Origin of the sequence: Acinetobacter sp. YH12094 (genome assembly GCF_013419295.1) — a bacterium.
Classification (GTDB): Bacteria; Pseudomonadota; Gammaproteobacteria; order Pseudomonadales; family Moraxellaceae; genus Acinetobacter; species Acinetobacter amyesii.
The window spans coordinates 14,057-33,519 of the sequence record NZ_VPAK01000007.1 but is presented as its reverse complement, the minus strand read 5'-3'; the positions used below and the strand labels follow the sequence as shown (position 1 = coordinate 33,519).

General features: G+C 38.0%; 14 protein-coding genes. 3 read left to right on the top strand and 11 right to left on the bottom strand.

Annotated features, from left to right (window positions below):
• Window positions 1-228 precede the first annotated feature (228 nt).
• From FTU34_RS07205 to FTU34_RS07155, 11 genes are all read right to left on the bottom strand, one after another.
• On the bottom strand, window positions 229-975 hold the full coding sequence (locus FTU34_RS07205; RefSeq protein ID WP_228157211.1) for an OmpA family protein: 747 nt from the start codon (window positions 973-975) through the stop codon (window positions 229-231).
• A gap of 20 nt (window positions 976-995) precedes the next feature.
• Window positions 996-1,955: a type VI secretion system-associated protein TagF gene (gene tagF, locus FTU34_RS07200; protein WP_180035239.1), complete on the bottom strand. Its 960-nt coding sequence runs from the start codon at window positions 1,953-1,955 to the stop codon at window positions 996-998.
• Between the two features lie 57 nt (window positions 1,956-2,012).
• Window positions 2,013-5,846, bottom strand: coding sequence for a type VI secretion system membrane subunit TssM (gene tssM / locus FTU34_RS07195; protein ID WP_180035240.1), 3,834 nt, complete (start codon window positions 5,844-5,846; stop codon window positions 2,013-2,015).
• Window positions 5,847-5,874: 28 nt separating this feature from the next.
• Complete coding sequence (locus FTU34_RS07190) at window positions 5,875-7,320, bottom strand: hypothetical protein (protein WP_180035241.1); 1,446 nt, start codon at window positions 7,318-7,320, stop codon at window positions 5,875-5,877.
• Between the two features lie 2 nt (window positions 7,321-7,322).
• Window positions 7,323-8,315, bottom strand: a complete 993-nt coding sequence (gene tssG, locus FTU34_RS07185) for a type VI secretion system baseplate subunit TssG (RefSeq protein WP_180035242.1) — start codon at window positions 8,313-8,315, stop codon at window positions 7,323-7,325.
• Complete coding sequence (gene tssF / locus FTU34_RS07180; protein ID WP_180035243.1) at window positions 8,279-10,087, bottom strand: type VI secretion system baseplate subunit TssF; 1,809 nt, start codon at window positions 10,085-10,087, stop codon at window positions 8,279-8,281. The genes tssG and tssF overlap by 37 nt, the downstream gene beginning before the upstream one ends.
• A gap of 15 nt (window positions 10,088-10,102) precedes the next feature.
• On the bottom strand, window positions 10,103-10,579 hold the full coding sequence (gene tssE, locus FTU34_RS07175) for a type VI secretion system baseplate subunit TssE (RefSeq protein ID WP_078190770.1): 477 nt from the start codon (window positions 10,577-10,579) through the stop codon (window positions 10,103-10,105).
• A 70-nt stretch (window positions 10,580-10,649) separates the two neighbouring features.
• Window positions 10,650-11,153, bottom strand: coding sequence for a type VI secretion system tube protein Hcp (locus FTU34_RS07170; protein ID WP_078190771.1), 504 nt, complete (start codon window positions 11,151-11,153; stop codon window positions 10,650-10,652).
• A gap of 47 nt (window positions 11,154-11,200) precedes the next feature.
• Window positions 11,201-12,685, bottom strand: coding sequence for a type VI secretion system contractile sheath large subunit (gene tssC / locus FTU34_RS07165; protein ID WP_168379480.1), 1,485 nt, complete (start codon window positions 12,683-12,685; stop codon window positions 11,201-11,203).
• Window positions 12,678-13,181 carry a type VI secretion system contractile sheath small subunit gene (tssB, locus tag FTU34_RS07160; RefSeq protein WP_078193364.1) on the bottom strand — a complete coding sequence of 168 codons (504 nt, stop codon included), beginning with the start codon at window positions 13,179-13,181 and terminating at the stop codon, window positions 12,678-12,680. The genes tssC and tssB overlap by 8 nt, the downstream gene beginning before the upstream one ends.
• Window positions 13,182-13,196: 15 nt before the next feature.
• The gene (locus FTU34_RS07155; protein ID WP_111885475.1) at window positions 13,197-13,892 is read right to left on the bottom strand and encodes a hypothetical protein; all 696 of its coding nucleotides are present in this window, start codon (window positions 13,890-13,892) and stop codon (window positions 13,197-13,199) included.
• A 373-nt stretch (window positions 13,893-14,265) separates the two neighbouring features.
• Between FTU34_RS07155 and tssH the strand changes: the two genes are divergently transcribed.
• From tssH to tssK, 3 genes are read left to right on the top strand one after another with little or no spacing between them, the layout of a single operon-like run.
• On the top strand, window positions 14,266-16,938 hold the full coding sequence (gene tssH, locus FTU34_RS07150) for a type VI secretion system ATPase TssH (RefSeq protein WP_180035244.1): 2,673 nt from the start codon (window positions 14,266-14,268) through the stop codon (window positions 16,936-16,938).
• A 19-nt stretch (window positions 16,939-16,957) separates the two neighbouring features.
• On the top strand, window positions 16,958-18,088 hold the full coding sequence (tssA, locus tag FTU34_RS07145) for a type VI secretion system protein TssA (protein ID WP_111885477.1): 1,131 nt from the start codon (window positions 16,958-16,960) through the stop codon (window positions 18,086-18,088).
• 5 nt (window positions 18,089-18,093) lie between these two features.
• A complete protein-coding gene (gene tssK / locus FTU34_RS07140) occupies window positions 18,094-19,458 on the top strand; it encodes a type VI secretion system baseplate subunit TssK (RefSeq protein WP_180035245.1) in 1,365 nt (454 codons plus the stop codon).
• The last annotated feature ends 5 nt before the right edge of the window (window positions 19,459-19,463 follow it).

The window sequence follows — 19,463 nt, the reverse complement described above, 5'->3', positions numbered from 1 at the left end:
ATCCACTGTTTTATTGCTCAAAATATGAATGCTTTAGTGGTATAAAATGCAAAAATTAAAACTTTAGCCCTATTCAAAATATAGTCTTATTTAGTTATAACACTGCTGCTTTAAAAAATGTCGTTTTCAGTTATCAAATAATCGACTGAGTCAATTAGCATAAAAAAACCCAGTCTAGATACACTGGGTTCATTCGTTGCATTAGCCGTTGTAGTTAAGTTGAAATAGTTACAGTACTTCAAACTCAATACGACGGTTTTTCTTACGACCTTCAGGCGTAGCATTGTCTGCTACAGGCTTATTTGAGCCCATCCCTTCAGTACTTAAGTTCGCCGCTGCAATATTTTTTGAAATCAGGTAGTTTTTAACTGCATTAGCACGATCTTGGCTTAAACTTAAGTTTTTCTCAGGATTCCCTGAGCTGTCTGTGTGACCAATAATTCGTACTTTTTTCCCACCGACGCGATTCAGTGCGATAACCATTTCATCTAAGATCTGTACCCCAGATGGTGCTAAAATCGCGCTTCCAGATTCAAATTCAATAATACGATTACGTAAAGCCGCATCAATAATGGCCTGTTCAGCCTGATTGACAGAAAGCTGTGCATTGAAACGAAAAGGTGCTGTGACCAAAGACTGAAACTTGGTGGTCGTGGGTTGGATATCATCTTGATTTGACATCTTTCCACTTAAATCGACTTGCGTTCCGCGTACAGAGAGTTTCCCCTGTTTTACTTTCTTTAAGTCATCATTAATCATCTGGCTTACGCTATTGCCCCAACCATTGGGTGCAGTAACCGCTCGAACCTGAATTTTATCAACCACATTTGCCTGACCATAAGTCAAATAGGCTTTATTTAATATTTCTTGCTTGGTTGCTTCATTCGGTACAGCGCCTTCAATCACAATAGGCTCTGCCCAGAGCAAAGCCGAACAGCCTAAAATGCACACACTCGCAAGAAATTTGGGCAACATTGGTAAGATTCTTTGCATCATTATTCTTCTATAAAAGTCTGTCTAAAAAGTTTAATGCCATGAATAAGGCTGATCTGACGCTCACTCAAAGACTGTTCCAAAACGGCTAAGCCTGCATTTTGTTCAAGATAAGGATCAATCCAACTGGCATCGATCAGGGAAACCCAATGATCACTTTGCATATTTTGGGTAAAAACATCATTGAGTGCAGTAATATCAGCACCTTGAAAACCAAATAGTAAAACAGGTGAATCACTGTGTAGGATGCCAATGAGTAACTCAACATCTTGGTTTTCGACAAAACGACTAATTAAATTGACCCAAAAAGCCGCGATTTCATAGCAGTAACTAATATTATTGATCGGTAAGATCAACACTTTATTCAACCGAGACGTACCCTGATGAATAATCGGTTGTAGCAGCAAACCGAGACCAATCATGCTTTGCGCCAACTGATAAGGCGTAAAATTCAATAAACGTGCAAATGAATGCAACGTATGGTGCTCATAAAAAGAAGAGGTTTCCTCTGTTCCGAACACTTGGATTTCGTTATTCAATTTACCTAATTTATCGAGCAAAATATCGGGATCGCGAATTGAACGCATCACTCGGTTACGCTGATATAAGTCAATTAAGGTTTGTTTATAACGATATGGTGCATACAAAATATTATCGAAAGGATCATCGATTTCTAGCAGATGAGCGAGCACCATTGGAAATTGACGCTTTGAACTGTCTTCACTACTAATCAAATTGGCAACCAAAAAACGCTTATCTTTTGGACTGGCAATAAAGAAATCTAATGAAGGCAGTGAGTTATACGCTGCATTAAAATTGTCTGAACGCATAGCGAACTCAAGCGCCTCCGTGATCCACTGATCGATTAACTGAATCAGTGAATATTGTTCACGGCTCTTTAAGAAGTCACCACGAGCTGGACATTTTCCATAATACAGCGGTGTCGTTCTCACTTCATACATCGTCACACTCCTTGTTCTTTTGCACGAATGCCACCGCTATCATTTTTAAATTCATCATCATGGTGTTGCTGTTCCTTGTACAACACTCATCGGTGAAGTCGCTGGTGGCGCTACAGGCGCTTGTCCTGCAGGCATCGTTTGCGCTGCGACGACACGAACACCTTTATTCGTCACCACTTGATCAACAAGAGTCATACCTGAATAGCCTGAACCTGTAGTTGGGCCAGATGCGTTACCACTAATTAAACGGAAATTCACTTTAACAAACACTTTTGGATTTTGTTTGCTACGCCACACCATTTCAAATGAATTACCATTTTGTGTACGCTGAGCGCCTTCAACCAATCGGTTAATACCATATTCACCCGGCTCATCAAAAATCGTATGCGTTTGACCTTCCAAGTCAATTGCAGTAATACGTGCACCCGGAATTGCCCCTTTATTTGGCCAAACGAAGTTCACCCATTGCTGAACACCGTTTTCATACACCATACGCTGACCATCAATATCAATGGTATATGAAAGCAACTGTGTATTTTCTAATGGGAAGAACTGGAAGTTCGATTGATTGGTTGCCGCAGGTGCTGCTTGACTCAATTCCCCTGTAGCAACGCCATTACTTGGCGCAACATAGCGTTGGAAGTTCGCTACAAATTGTGGATTTAAACCAATGCCCAAATCTTTCCATGTTTTCGTGGTTAAGGTATAGCCTCGACGAATCACCAATGGATCCAAATATTCTTTTACAAAACGAGCGATACTTCCGTTTTCACCAAAAATTTGGCTAATTTCATTACTGGTCGCTTGTAAAGTAGCATTGCTATTAAATGGATATTTAGGCGCAAGATTGGTTGTAAATGGTTGATACGCCTGCATTGCCCACAATTTATTTATTTCGTTTTGAGCAGGTATCAACAGAACTTCAAATGACTGGGTCACTGGCTGCATAAAGAGTTTTTGAATCAACTGTTGATCTAATTCATTTAGACCCACAGACATTTTTTCATCTACGAATTTTTGTGTGCTATTAAAGACTGAGCTTTGATCATTGATGGTTTGTTTCACCAATGTCATGCTTGCAGGTCCCATGTCACCGCCACTCTTCAAATCATTGAACTTACTACGTACTTGACTCAAAGACAGCATGTATTCATCTAAAATAGATTTGTTTTGCTGATCATCACGCTTACGAACCAATTGATAGAACACATCAAACTCTTTTGCAATAACACCTTGACCGGCTTTAGAAGCAACTTGCTGTGCCTGCTGCGCATCATCACGGCTGAGAACTTTACGTTTAAACCACGCAATAAAGCCTTTCTGAGGTGCAGCCAGTTCTGCTTGAACAATTGGATTATCCCAGCTGGTTTCTTTCGCAATACGGTCAACCACTTTACGAATTGGCGAATTTTCAGGTTCACCTAAAATATCAATGAAACGTGACTGCTGAGCGACATCTGCGCCTTTGCCATAATGCACAGCATTTAAGAATTTACGCCATTCAGCGATATATTCCTGCTTATAAAGTTCGGTTAACTGTTTACTGATCTGATCTGGACTACCACTAAACGTCAGGTCATCAGAGCGATTGGTATTGAGTACCCAATCTTGGGTATCTGTCGGATTATTCGCAGCTTGGTTAATCGCATCTTTTACATAATCATTCCATGCTTGGTAAGTAAAAATACCCGGCAAGGCGTAACTACCCAACATGCTGTTTTGGCCTGTTTCACCTAATATTTGCTTCACTGTCACCGCAGGGAAACGTACCGAACCACGCATTTTAATTTCATTATAAACGCGGTCACGTGCAGGAATACCCATGGTAACAGCTGTTAATAATTGACGTGTTTGATCTACCAATAAAGGATCAGATTCCATTTGCGGAAACGCAGGATCAGCAGCTAAAGTCATCGCATAAGATAAAACTTGTTCGGCTTTTTGAATCATTTCCCCACGTGGCATTTGACCACGATTTGAATCTAACCACGAACGCCAGAAACGAGTAACCTGGTCACTCAAATGGCTCGATTCCATATATTTATGATTGCTCATCATCAAATACGCCTTCAGTGCATTGTATGCATCCTGAGGGTTAGTATCCGATGGTTCTAAATAGGGCTGATTTGATTTCACAGCTTGAGTGATTTGCACATTGACGTGATTTTCTTTCAACGTCGCTTCATTGGCTTTGACACGTTGTAAGTACTGCGCCATATTTTGCTGAGATGGTGCCAATACAATTTGTTGAATACCACGTAAATACTCAACTTTGAGTTTTTCACGAATCTTATTCCCTTGGTATAAACCAAAGCTGTATTTCAAAGGACGATCTTCATCAAAGTGATCGAGCTGCTGTAAATGCCCTTGTAATATCAGCAATGCATCCAATTGAGTCGAAAGCTCACTTCCGCTACGGCTTTCCATTTGCACAACTTTGTCTAAGTCAGCTTGAACTTCCGCCACGAGTTGTTGGTTATTACGATACGACCAAACCCATAACCCAAGCACCACAGCAACCAATAACAATGCAGCAATAAATGCCATAAAGCGCTGACGTTTACGTGCAGGATTGATATGTTGTTTAACTAGATTTTTATCTTTTAAAATGACGGTTGAAAAGAGTCCTTTTAAGAAATAACCATGGTCTTGCGAAACAGAATTCGTAGGAATGCCAAACTCACTATCCGTACTTTTCACCAAATGAAAATCTTCAGCGATTTGCTCCGTCATTGGACTTTCAATCACACCTTCTTGCAACGCACTGGTGAAATAGAACCCACGGAATACCGGTTTAAACTGATAAGGGTTGTCTTGAAACAACGTACCAATAAAAGTTTTTAACACTGGCTTTAAACTTTTAAACTCAAGTGGAAATGTCATTACACTTGGAGAAATATTTTGCGAATGACGACGACTCAAGTGCGTAGTACTGACACTCTTCAAACCATCGTATAAAATTGAATAATGCTTTTCGAACATCTCAACGGCATGCTCAGATGAGTCTGGATCATAAGGCAGTGTTGCACCCCAAACTTGATCAAATTCATCCTTATCATAACAATCAAAAAATTCAGTAAAGCCGGCAATCAAATCCATTTTTGAAAAAACGATATACACTGGCGCAAAAATTTCTAAACGTTCCGTCAAATCCTGTATACGTGCGCGTAAGTTTTTGGCTAATTTGATTGATTTTTCAGGACTTTGACTAACAAGCTCCGCCACAGAAACAATCACGATTAAACCGTTAATTGGTGCTTTAGAACGGTTTTTCTTGAGAATATTTAAGAAACCTAACCATTCTGAATGGTCTTCGGCATAAACTGAATATCGACCTGCGGTATCGAGTAACACACCATCTGTAGAGAAAAACCAATCACAGTTACGAGTACCACTTAGACCTGCCGACACCATTTTCTGATGGGTTTCTTCAAATGGAAATCTAAGGCCAGAATTATAAATCGCTGAACTTTTACCCGCTGCTGGGTTACCAATCACCATGTACCAAGGTAATTCATATAGCGCTGCATTTCCCTTTTTGTCGCCAAGTTTTGATTTACGGATAAGTTGAATCGATTCTTTCATTTGCTGATTGATCAGCGCAAGTTCTTCTTTATTCTTTTGTTTGCCGTATTCAGCTTCATTATCTTTGGCAATCGCCTCAGCCAGCTCTTCGCCTTGCTGTTTATGACGATAATGCTGCACTAATTCATAAATACCCCACAGAATTAATCCGAGAATATAAACAGCAACCACAATGTAAAAAGTCTTTTGTGGAATCGAATTATGCATAGCCACAATGGCCACAAAAAATGACAAAGCCACCATCGCTTTAGGATTGGTGACGTACTGCCAAACATAACCGAGGATCGTATAAAATAGTGTGTTCACAATGTTCTCAATTTCGTCTTAATTCTAATTAAACAGTTTCTTGTTCAAGTTCATCTTCTACTGAAAATGCTTGAATAAAAGCAAATGTCGATTCTTGGTCTGTGCTATAAATCATGGCAGTTAACTCTTCTGGCAAGTGCATACCCAACATGAATCCAAAAATTTTTGCCAATTGCTGGGTATTTCCAAGATTCTGTTTTGTATATAAAAAATGATAGGTTTCAATCGCGGTTTCATTAAATTTATACTGTAATTTTTTCACCACTTTCATATCCGTTGCATCATCTAACATCAATAAAAAGGGTTGTTCTTGATCATACTGATCTAAATTATTCAGTGCTTTAAGCTCTAAATTACGTTTCAACTCAGGCTCATGTGCCACCACTTGTAGCACTTTATTTGGAGTTAAACCTCGAACTTGAACGTCTGAAGCAGCCAAACACCAACTCGATGCAAACTCTGCAGCAATGTATTTTTCTTGTAACCACATCTTTTCATCAATCCATTCTTGGTCGATTTCAGAGTCAGCATTGAGAATCAAACTGACTTCAAACTTTTGTTTTGAAATCATCTCTAAAATGCTTAACCATTCTGAATAAGCGACTTGAGTGCCGATAAAATGTGGCTCGATATGAATTTGTTCGGGAATGATCGAAAATCCGTCAGATAGATACTGCTGAATAATTTGAGCATAATCATCATTCCATTGATGAATCAAATTATCAGCAAGCAAAATATGGACATTTAAACGATTTAAACGTGAAACTTGCTGTGCATTGTTCGCCAAATGTTCTGGATGTTCATCTTGCGTATAATCTGGATCCACCCAACCCGGATGCATACGGTACTGATATGCCAATTCACTATCATAAAAGAGTGCTGATTGCTTCAGATGCTCAGCAATTAAAAATAGACTTTCAACGTGTTGCTCTAGTTGTTGCTGAATAAGTGACTGGATTCGTTTTTCACGCATGGTGATGGCACTATATTCATCATCTGCTTCTTCATTAGTGAGTTCATCTAAATCTTTGATTCGAAATGAAAGAACAGGCAAACCGTATGCATTAAATAACTTATCATCGAGTTCAGGACTTTTGAATTGTTGAATATCTTGGATAATTTGTTCGTTTTCACCAAAACTATGCCAAGCCGCTGAAGAATAAACATTTAAACGAAATTGCTGTACATCAATAGGCTTCGGTTTTGCTTGTTCAATGGCCTCAAGTTGTTGTTGCTCAGCTTGTTCTTCTGCACGTTTTTCAGTTTCAAGTTTTTTTTCTTTTTGATGTTGAATGCCCTTGTAAAGCAAATAAGGCGACAAAATAATTGCACATAAAGCTAAAGGAAGAAGTAAAAAGTATGTGACTAAATCGAAAGCCGTCGGATCATAGCCTGTATCTCGCCAGTAAAAAATCACGAAAGCAGTACACAAAACAAAAAGCGTACTAAAGGTTCCAATTATTAATTTCAGCATTATTATGCATTCCCCATTAAGGCATAACAGGTTTCTGTATTATCGACCTGTTTATTCGGCTGTAAAAATGCTCCCTGAGCTAAACCAATTCCGCTCAAAGAATTTAAACACACCGGTTTTATTTCTTCTTTTTGTAAAATTAAGCGCACATCCACCATTAATGTTGGACTACACCAAGTTTGAATCATTTGTTTTAATTTTAGGCTGCGTGCCTGATTCGGTAAAAATGTTAAATAATCTTCATGATTTAAAGGTCCAATCACGATTTCAATTTTTTCGTCAATCTGTTGAATCTTCTCACCACAAAAAGTATTCAGCCCCAATAAGCTCGGCTGAGATCCACCTAAACATGTTCTCTGATCTTCTTCAAATACAAAAGTTTCAGGGATAAATTCTCGAATATCAAATTTCTGCTTAAAGATACAATTCAGCATGGTTTTTAATGCATAAGCTGTATTGTTTTGCCCCTGCATTAAACCTGAGAATTCAGCAAAATAATCATCTAAATCTGGCTGATCATGCTGGCTACTGATATAACCATTTAATGCATGTAAAATATCAAGATAGTGATTATCCTGCTCGATTTCATAACGAATAGGTAAATGATAATTTAAACTGGCATCAACATAATGTGCTGTTAATTTATGATTAAACAGCCCTAAAAACTTTTGTGTTTCTTGTCGCTGATGTCGCCCGCTGAGCTTAACCTTATTGGTATAGCTATAAGGTAATGCACCTTGAATACCCGTTAAACCCACCATTAAATTTGTCAGTTCAACTTTCTCATCGTTGAACTCTAAACTTTCAATTTCAGTGTTCGGGAAGTTCAAATTAAGTGAACTATTAAACTCAAAGTCATTGGCCCAATGGACTTGAGCTGCTCCATAAGGTGCATGTCTTAACAAACGAGTAGCTTGAACAAACTCGTAGGCTTTCGGTTCTTGGAAAAGTCCGTCAATTACAGAGCTTTCTTGCCACCAACGTTCTGCACGCATTGGTATAACTCCTGTTGACTATTTGCATCAAAAACCGAGACATCGACAAAGCTGTTCATATTGACTTTTAAATTAAAGATATGGGCCAGCAATTGACTAAATATATACAGGCTATGCCCTCTAAATATATCCGCATCGATATCGAGCTGTACTTTTAAACCTCTGACAAATAATGGAAACGGTTTACTATCTACAAGTTTCTGTGTGGTAGAAAACTGAATATTTTTTATGGAGTCGATAATAATTTGGTTTTCTTTCGATTTAGGTAAATTATACAATTCCAAAAGTTCTTTAATATGAGAGACCGCATCGCCTTTCATTAAAGACATATTATTCAAAGATAAATGTGAAATGACCCGCCACTGTTCTTGTTTATTTTGCTCAAAATAATACGGTAACGACGGTCGTTTGAGCATCAGGGCACGACGGGCCAAATTACTATCATTCAGAGTTAATGCATTCTGATCTTTATTATAACTTTCGTAAGGTAACTCACGATTACTACATAGTAGTTCAGTACTAATAAAATCGGACTGAGTGCTATGTGGGTCTAAAGCACGAGATATGATTGAATAGTTTAATTCCTGATGTTTATTCTTCATCTGCTGCGGATTTAAACTATAAAAAAACTGGACTTTATCCTGATGATAATGACTCATTGCAAAAAAAGGTAGCACAGGATAATACACTTCATCTTGGTTGCTTTTTTCACGCACCATATTCATTTTTAAAATGCTATAGGCTTGAAAATATTCAGGATGGTGTGCATCTGTCACCAATGGATATTCCATTCGCTTATGATTAATCTTTTGCGGCTCTGCTTGTTTATTGAAGAGATTAACGATTGGTGTAACAAACAATTTAAAATTTGCCGCATTTAATTCTGAATAATTTCGAATCGCTGCTTGATCATTTAAATTGAGTTTAAAGTGTATTTGAACATCAAATTCACTATGTTCTAAACTTAAAAACTTAATGAAATCTAGATTTAGATTTAAAAAATTGAATTTTTCAGGAACACAAAAATATTCCATCAGTAAACGATATGCATGATGTGTATGTTGATCGATAGGTAGAACACTTTGAACTTCATCAAAGCCCATAATTTCAAATGGATTGGCAATATCAAAAATGTGCTGCCCCACACGAATCGAAAAACTTGTAGTTGATTTAAAAATACTATCTAAAACCTGCAAAGGAAAATTAGAAATAGCGTCTAAAAATATCGGCAAAGTTTCATTTTTGAGTAAAGCGTGCTTATTCGAAAAAATTTCAAATCCTAAGCTCAATGTAGCATTTTGATTTAAATGCATATGTGCCGATGGATGAGTTTTGAAATTGAGCTGTTTTAATTGAATCGGTAATAATGTGACTTCTTGTACCGTCTGATATTCACATTGAACACCGCGCGTACTTTTGGCTTTTAGACTGGTCGCCTTTGGAATAACGTGTCGATCTGTTAATTGCTTAATTTTATTTATATCTTCGAAGCTCACCACAGAACATGCAGGAAATGGTTTTAAATATTGAGGAAACATCACCTCAAAAATTGAACGGGTAAAAACGTCATAACTATCTGCAAGTTTTTTGTCAATCCGTGCAGAAATTAGAGAAAATGCTTGAATTAAACGCTCAATATGCGGGTCATCTATTTGTTCTTGGTTTAAAGACAAACGCTGGGCGATTTTGGGGTATTTACTGGCAAACTCACGGGACTGTTGTCCAAATTCCTGTAGTTGTTTTTCGTAATACGGTAACAGCTCTTCAATCACAGATAACCCACTTCATTAAGCTCTTGGAGAAATAACATATTGTTGTGTTGTTGGTTTTAATAAGGCATCAAAAATAACTGGTTCGTATAAAGGATGAATATTTAAATATGCCTGAATACTTAAACATAGTGCCCCCATATTATGGCCATCCATGAGCATTTCGACTCGAATCTGTTTTAAACGCGGTTCATGTGCAGCAATCGATTGCTCAATTGACTGGCAAATTTTGTCGCGATCCGATGGATTTGCTGTCGATAAGCCCACAAAATCGATAATGCCAAATTGCAAAATAGATTTTTTTGCTAATGGAAAGTCATCAATCAGTTCATCTAACTTTGCCACCCGACTATTGAGGAGATCCTCTAAATCGGAAGCAACAGATTCACGAAGTTCTTGCAAAGACAGACCTTGAGTCTGCTGAGCATCTGCTGGTAATAAGCGGTCAAATAAAGTCGTTCTAAAACCATAAGGATAAAGCTGATCGAGATTCATATCTTCTTATAAATATTTAAAAAAATGAAAATAGAGGCTACCCAAGTTAGCCTCTATCTGAATCCATCTATTACGCTGCGTATGAAGCAGTGTTGTTAGATAATGACCACTTCTTAGTAACAGCACCTTTCGCAGTACCGTTAATATCTTGTTGGTTATATGTCCACTCTACTGCAGCATATTTCAAACCAAATGATTCGTGTGGAACACCTTCATCATTTACAGTTGGAGTCACGCTAGAAACCAACACATGTTTCAGTTTGATTTGAAGATATTTAATGCGTTTGTCGCCATTCGCACGGTAGAAATCAATTTGAACTTCATCAAATGTATAACCTGCTGAACATGCTTCCCAAAGTTTAGGGCTTGTCGCGTCTAAATCTTTAACAAACACCATATCAGAATGTTCTACACGTTCTGCAGTATGACCACCCACACTTGAAGAAGTCGCAGATTTAGGTTGACGGATGTTATGCGTCCAAGAGTTTACTTCTAACCAACTCTTGTGCTCTGCATCACGAGATTCGCCGTCTACTTTGTACTTACCACGAAATTGAATGTATATATCTTTCATTGTTCTGAATACCTATTTATTTAAAGTTATTATAGTGTTGACCCAAATTAATTTGAGGACTGAGGTAACTCGGTCACAAGTCGTAATGAAACAGACAACTCATCCAACTGGAAATGTGGTCTTAAGAAAACCACAGATTTGTAGTGACCAGGCAAAGCTGGATTTTCTACAACTTTTACAGAAGCTTCACGCAATGGATACTGAGCTTTAGCTTCTTGAGATGCACCATCATCAAGTAATACATATTGCGATAACCACTCATTTAAGAAGGTCTCAACATTACCTGCTGATGCAAAACTACCTACTTTGTCACGCATCATTGCTTTTAAATAATGTGCAATACGTGAAACTGCCATGATGTATTGGATCTGGCTAGACAATGCAGAGTTTGCATTAGCTGTATCGCTGTCATATTTTTTAGGTTTTTGCGTCGATTGCGCACCGAAAAATGCTGCATAATCAGTATTTTTGCAATGAACTAACGGAATAAAACCAAGATCACTCAGCTCTTTTTCACGACGGTCGGTAATGGCAATTTCAGTTGGGCATTTAAAGACCACTTCGCCATCATTGGTTTTGAACGTATGGACAGGCAAGCCTTCAACTAAACCACCACCTTCTACACCACGAATCGCAGCACACCAACCATGCATATCAAATGCATTGGTTAAACGCGTACCAAAGGCATAAGCCGCGTTCATCCATAAATATTCATTATGATTTTCACCTGAAACTTCTTCAACGAAGTTAAATCCTTCAGTGGCAATGCCTTCTTTTGGATCATATGGCAAACGACCCAATACACGTGGCATTGTCAACGCAACATAACGTGCATCGTCACTTTCACGGAATGAACGCCATTGTACATATTCAGCAGTTTCAAAGATTTTAGACACATCGCGTGGACGATCAATATCTGTAAAAGATTCTAGACCCAACATATTTGGGCTTGCAGCCGAAATAAACGGTGCGTGTGCAGCCGCCGCGACATGTGAAATTTGCTCAAGCAAATACATATCAGAAGGTGTACGGTCAAACTCAAAATCACCAATCAGTGTTGCATAAGGTGCACCACCGAATGATCCATATTCTTCTTCATAGATTTTTTTGAACAACGTGCTTTGGTCAAAATCGGTCGCACCTTGGAAATCTTTAATCAATTCTTTTTTCGTCGTATTTAACATACGAATTTTTGTTAAAGAATTTGAAGGTGTTTCTTGGCAGAAATAATACAAACCACGCCATGTCGATTCAATTTTTTGAAATTCAGCATGGTGCATGATTTTACTTAACTGAGATGAAATCAACGCATCAATTTCAGCAATACGCTTATCAATTGATAAAGTCATATTGTCCGAAACGGTGATGGTACCTGCCATGACTTCTTTGGCAAGTTCACCGATCAGACTTTTTGCACGATCATGTTCTTGATCTGTACGCGCAATACGACTTTGTTCAACAATTGAATCTAAAAGCGAATATTCTTCAGTTGCTTCAAGGTTTGCAGCAGTTGCAGTATTAAAATTACTCATTTTCTGCCTCCACACTCAACTTACGAATTTGATCAGTGTTATGTAACACTTCATCCAGTAAATCTTCTAAGCGTTCATTATTTGAAATTTTATTACGCAAGTCAGACAGACGCTCACGCGCGGCAACTAACTTTTGTAGTGGATCAACCTGTTGTACAACTTGCTCTGGAGTGAAATCGGCCATGCTCTTAAATGTAAGATCTACCGACATTTTTCCACCGTCTTCAGTCAAGGTATTCTCAACTTGAAAATTAGCACGTGGCGCTAAAGACTCCATTACCTCATCAATATTATCTAAATCAACATTAATGAATTTCTTGTCTTTTAATTTAGTTTTCTCTACTTCAGATGCCGCAGAGAAATCACCTAACACCCCAACAACGAATGGTAACTCTTTAATTTCTTTACCGTCGCCAACTTCAACATCGTAAGTCAATTGAACACGAGGAGGACGAATTCGTTGAAGTTTTTTCTGTACACTTTCACGTTTTGCCATGAGTGCTTTTCCTTGTTATTTATTCTTCAATGTATCGAAAGGTGAACCACTGGCAGCAGGTTTTTTCGCTGTAGTCTGCGTTTTTGCTGTCGTGGTAGTTTTCTTTTTGCTTGCTGCTGTAGTCGTTTGTTTAGACTTGGTAGACGCTGTATTGGTTCGTTTTTTAGCTGGTGTTGTCTGTTTAGATTTCACATTGCTCGAAGATTCTGTACTTTTTTCACGAACATCTGCTGCAGCAGACGTAGATTTATCAATCGTCGGCTGAATATAACGAATATTATCCGACAACACTTTGGCAGGAGAATAGGTCTGTTCATCTAGAGTACGATTTTCATTACTCCGCATATGATTCAGCGCATTATAAGAAATAGCGATACCTGCTAAAAAAGTGACATCAGTAAGTTCAGGCGACTGATAGTTCTTTTCTCGCAGCAGATTGACCGCTTGCAATGCTTTTAAATTGTAACCATTAGCTTGATATTTTTTGGCAATATCTACAAAAATTTCATTTTTTAAGTTCTCATTTTTCTTATTTTTTTTGTCACATAACTGATTATAAAAACCAATAATCTCTGGATCTGTATCACCTACTGCCAGTGGATAATCCTTTAAACAGGATTTTTTCACAGATGCCGCTTTATCTTTTGCAAAAACGGTTTGTGTTAAACTGGCTGCTAAAATTATAGGTAATAAAACACTAAATTTATTCAAAATTGCCTCTGTATTTCTACGTGCTAAAACTTAATTTATGTGGAGAAATCACCACTTATTTTCCCGCGGGTTTTCTCTTCATTTATCAAAATTAAAAATATGCTGCAGATTTAACAAAAAATAAGCACATAGAGTCAATACAAAAATGTGCCAAATACCCCAAAGTTTGTTGACTATTTGTTTTTTTTTGTTTCATTTTATAAAAAAATCTTTTTCCTTTTTTTATTTAGTCTGTATTATATCGCCTAAAGCAAGACACTAATAATATATAAGGTGTTGATTTTAAAGTTTTTATTTTTATAGCAAGAAAAAAGAGATCACAGTCAAACTTGTAAAATTTTGTACTGTGGATTCTAAATTTGATGAGTTATTTATGAATAATTTAAAAGTTTTAATTACTAAACTTTCACCTCACGCCCGCATTTCACTCGAAAAGTCAGCCAATACATGTATTTCACAGCAAAATTATGAAATCGAAATTGAACATTTTTTACTCGAATTATTAACCTATAACAATAAAAATGACCTTCAAATACTCTTAGAAAAATACAAAGTTTCTGCAGATGGTTTGGCAGATGACCTCAAAGAAAGTATTGCTCAACTTCCAAAAGGAAATACGCGCACTCCTATTTTTGCACAATCCATTGTGCGCTTACTTGAACAAGCTTGGTTATTAGCATCTGCTGAACAAGATCCACAAATTCGTAGTGGTCATTTACTTGTTGCGCTCCTTACCGCGCCAGATTTATACCAAATTGCAGCAAGAGCTTCTTCTCTTTTCGATTTATTACCTATCGATACGATTAAACATAAATTTTTAGATCTTTGCCTAAAGAGCATTGAAAATGAAGATTTAGCAACTGCATCACCAGAGGAAAAATCAGCTGCTCAAACGAATGCAACAACGCCAGTTAAAACACCAGCTCTAGACCAATACACCATTAATCTTACTGAAAAAGCTAAAAATGGTGGCATTGATCCTGTGATTGGTCGTGAGTTTGAAATCCGCTTAATGCTCGATATTTTGATGCGTCGTCGTCAAAACAATCCGATTTTAACGGGTGAGCCTGGTGTTGGTAAAACGGCCGTTGTTGAAGGTCTTGCATTAAAAATTGCAACCAACCAAGTTCCAGATGCTTTAAAAAATGTCAGCATTCATACTTTAGATATGGGCTTACTACAAGCGGGTGCCAGTGTTAAAGGTGAATTCGAAAATCGCTTAAAACAAGTCATTCATGAAGTTCAAGCCTCTGCACATCCAATCATTTTATTTATTGATGAAGCACACACGTTGATTGGTGCGGGTGGTCAAGCAGGTCAAAATGATGCAGCAAACCTGTTAAAACCGGCGCTTGCACGTGGTGAGTTAAGAACCATTGCCGCAACCACATGGGCTGAATATAAGCAGTATTTTGAAAAAGATGCCGCATTAAGCCGACGCTTCCAAGTAATTCAGGTTGAAGAACCGACTGAAGAAGTCGCAATCGATATGCTGCGTGCCATGATTCCCGTGATGGCAAAACATTTCAATTTACAAATTGACGATGAAGCTATCGTTACTGCAGTCCATGCTTCGCACCGTTATATCACTGGCCGTCAATTGCCTGATAAAGCGATTAGTGTCTTAGATACAGCTTCTGCGCGTGTTGCGTTAACGCAAAATGCACAACCTGTAAAATTGGATCAACTTCATGCTCAATTACATAATTTGAAGCTTGAATTGGCGATTCTTGAAAATGAACATAAGAATATTCCTATTCACCACGAACGCATTGAAAGTGTAAAAACACAAATATCCGCGCTTGAACAAGAAATTCAGTCGACAGAAACGCAGTGGAAAAAAGAACTCGAAATCGTTCAACAGATTAAAACGCTTGAACAAGAGTCCGAGCAAAAACCAGAAAATATTGAAACTTTAAGCAATATTCGTAACCAACTGGCAACTTTACAAGGTCAAACGCCGCTGGTTTTTGAACGTGTAAATGCTCAAATTATTAATGAAATCATTTCAGACTGGACCGGCATCCCTGTTGGTAAAATGGTGAATGATGAAATTCAGCAAATTTTGAAGCTTGAAGCACAGTTAGAACAACGTGTGATGGGTCAAGATTATGCACTGCATCAACTGGTACAAGGCATTAAAACCTCCAAGGCAAAATTGGAAGACCCAAATAAACCTCAAGGCGTTTTCATGCTGGTTGGCCCAAGTGGTGTGGGTAAAACCGAAACTGCACTTGCGTTAGCAAACGAGTTATATGGTGGTGAGTCTCATTTAATCACCATTAACATGTCTGAATATCAAGAAGCACATACCGTGTCGTCTTTAAAAGGTGCTCCTCCAGGCTATGTCGGTTATGGCCAAGGCGGCGTACTGACAGAAGCAGTTCGCCGTAACCCATATAGTGTGGTTTTACTTGATGAGATTGAAAAAGCACACAGCGATGTTCAAGAATTATTCTACCAAGTATTCGATAAAGGTACTTTGGAAGATGGCGAAGGTCGTGTCATTGACTTTAAAAATACTACGATCTTATTGACTTCAAATGCAGGCTCAAGTGCCATTATGCAGGCCTGTTTAAATCAGCCAGTAGAAGAATGGCCGTCAGCAGAAGAACTTTTAGATGTATTAAAACCAGCTTTATATAAACAATTTAAGCCGGCATTTTTAGGTCGTATGCGTATCGTGCCGTATTTCCCATTGCACGATGATCTGCTCGTACGCATTATTCAGCATAAATTAGGCAAAATCACCGCGCGTATTGAAAAACAATATGGTACGCAAACACGTTATACCGACGATTTAGTCGAATTATTATTAAGTCGCTGTACTGAGGTCGATAGTGGTGCGCGTAATGTCGATAACATTTTAAATGCGACGGTCTTGCCTGCTTTAGCCACTGAATTACTCATGGCAATGAGCGAGCAAAAGATTCCATCAGTCATTGAAATCGATGTCAAAGACGATGAAATTATTTATGTTTTAGATCCTAAAAGTAAACCTGCGAAAAAACGCAGCAGCAAAAAGACCAAAACCTTAGAAGCATAAGTTAGGAACGATGTAGAATATGAGTTTAGAGCTCGACGCTTTATTGCAACCGATTACGGATGATTTACCTTGCGGTAGTGATTTTTCATTTTCAAATGATTTTCATGCAATTAAAAAAGCTAAAACACAAGATGACCCGCTCTTGGATCAAGGCGACTGGATCGCAGAACCAAAACAGGCAGATTGGGGCTTTGTGCACCAAAAATCGTCAGATCTACTTCGCGAACATACAAAAGATATTCGCTTATATGGTTGGTTGCTTGAAGCGTGGACTCACATTCATGGTTTCGAAGGGATTGCCAAAGGGATTGAACTTACACAAAAAAGTTTGCAAGACTTTTGGCTACAACTTCATCCTGAAATTGAAGATGATGACCTTGATCAACGTCTAGGTTTATTACAAGGGATAATTAATCAAATCCCAACATTAATTAAATCAGTTTCAATCGTTCATGGCGCGGTAGCTTATTCCCTATCCGACTATGATCGACTACTTCATGTTCAAAACCAAAGACGTAAATCCAACCATGAAGATGATGATCAAGAAGAGTCTTTTAATGGTATGGAACAGTTTGAACATGCCTTGTTCAATACTTCAAAATCAATTCAATACCAGTATTACCAACAGTTTTTAGATATTTTAAACCATTGGGAAAACTTAAAAACGACTCTTGATGATTTGATGGGTTTAGATGCGCCAAGCTTTGCTGGCATTGACTCTCAAATCGAAATGATTCACTTGAGCTTAAAAAAAATCTATAAAGCAGATGCTTTTATCAATTCATCGAGTGCTGAACAGGTTCAATCAAATTCTCCAATTGAAAGCCAAACACTTTCCACTGTAACTTCCGTGCAGAATGATATGCAAATAATACAACAACAGCATACACAGCAGTTTAAACCTCAAGTGCAAAATCATCTTGAAAATCGTGAACAAGCCATGAAAGTCTTGCAAGATATTGCTGACTATTTTCAAGTGAATGAGCCGCATAGCCCTGTCAGTTATATGCTGCAAAAAACCATTAAATGGTCACAAATGCCTCTACATGAATGGTTAACTCATGTGATTAAGGATGAAAACCCTCTTGAAGCTGTACAAGAAATGTTAGGTGTTCAGCAACAAAGCAATGAATCGAATAGCGACTGGTAAAAACAATGTTTAAAGCAGAAAAAATTTTATGGGGCGAAGGATTATTTTTACGCCCACAACACTTTCAATTACAAGATGCTTATCATGAACAGCGTTTAAACCATACGGTTCGCGCAACAATACCGTTCGCTTATGGTATTCAAAGTTTAATTTTTGATGAACCACAACTCAGTACCAATACTTTGGCTTTAAATAAAGTTGAAATGATTTGGCAAGATGGCGAGATTTATCAGGCGCCTGCACAAGACTTATTACCTGAGCCTGTACTACTTGATTCATTAAATTTACGTGGTGAAATGCAAATTTATTTAGCATTACCGATCGTTCAACCGAATAAACGAAACGTCAATTTTGAAGAAAATACCCAATCAAGTCGTTATCATTCACATTTGACTGAAACTCATGATTTGTTTACAGATGCGACGGCTGCTGAAATCACTTTATTACGCCGCCGTGCAGAGTTTAAAATCTTTGAATTAGGCCAAGAACCACAGCACAATCTTGATGGTTTTCTTTACATGCCTATAGGCCGAATCAAGCGCCAAAGTTCAGGTAATTTTGTCTTAGATTATCAATTTATCCCACCAATATTACATATTAGTTCGTGTGATTCGCTGATTACTGGGCTCAAACGAACGCTCAATATTATCAAAGCTAAAATTAAAACCATTCAATCGAATAATCGTGAAAACGAACAAAAGTTAATTGAATTCCGTTCTGGTGATATCGTTTCATTTTGGTTGGTTAATGCGTTGAATACTGCACATGCGACCCTAAACCATTTGTTGCAATATCCCCTGATTCATCCTGAACGTTTGTATTTTGAATTATTACGTCTGACAGGTTCCTTGCTCACCTTCTCGACAGCTTATGAAGTAGATCAACTCCCACAGTATCAACATCATAATTTGCAAGAAAGTTTTGCTCAATTAGATGTGATTTTACGTGAGTTGCTCGATACGATTATTTCAAATCGATATATCAGTATTAACTTGAAAGAAACGCGTCAATCCTACTGGGTGGGCAGCCTTGAAAGTGACAAAATTACTCGCGATTCTCGCCTGTATTTAGCTGTTTCAAGTAGTGTGATGCCTACACATGACATTATTTCTTATGTACCGCTGCGCTTTAAAGTCGGCAACACTGTCGATGTTGAACAGCGTGTCATGGCGGCATTACCGGCTGTGCCATTGCAACATATGATGCAAGTGCCAACAGCAATTCCGGTACGTTCAGGTGTGAGTTATTTTGAAGTTGAGCCAAATAATGATTTGTATCAGCGTATGCTTGATTCTGAATCGATCTGTGTTTACATACCAGCTGGCTTCCAAGATATTTCGATTGAACTTATTGCAGTGATGAATGGTTAAGGAGC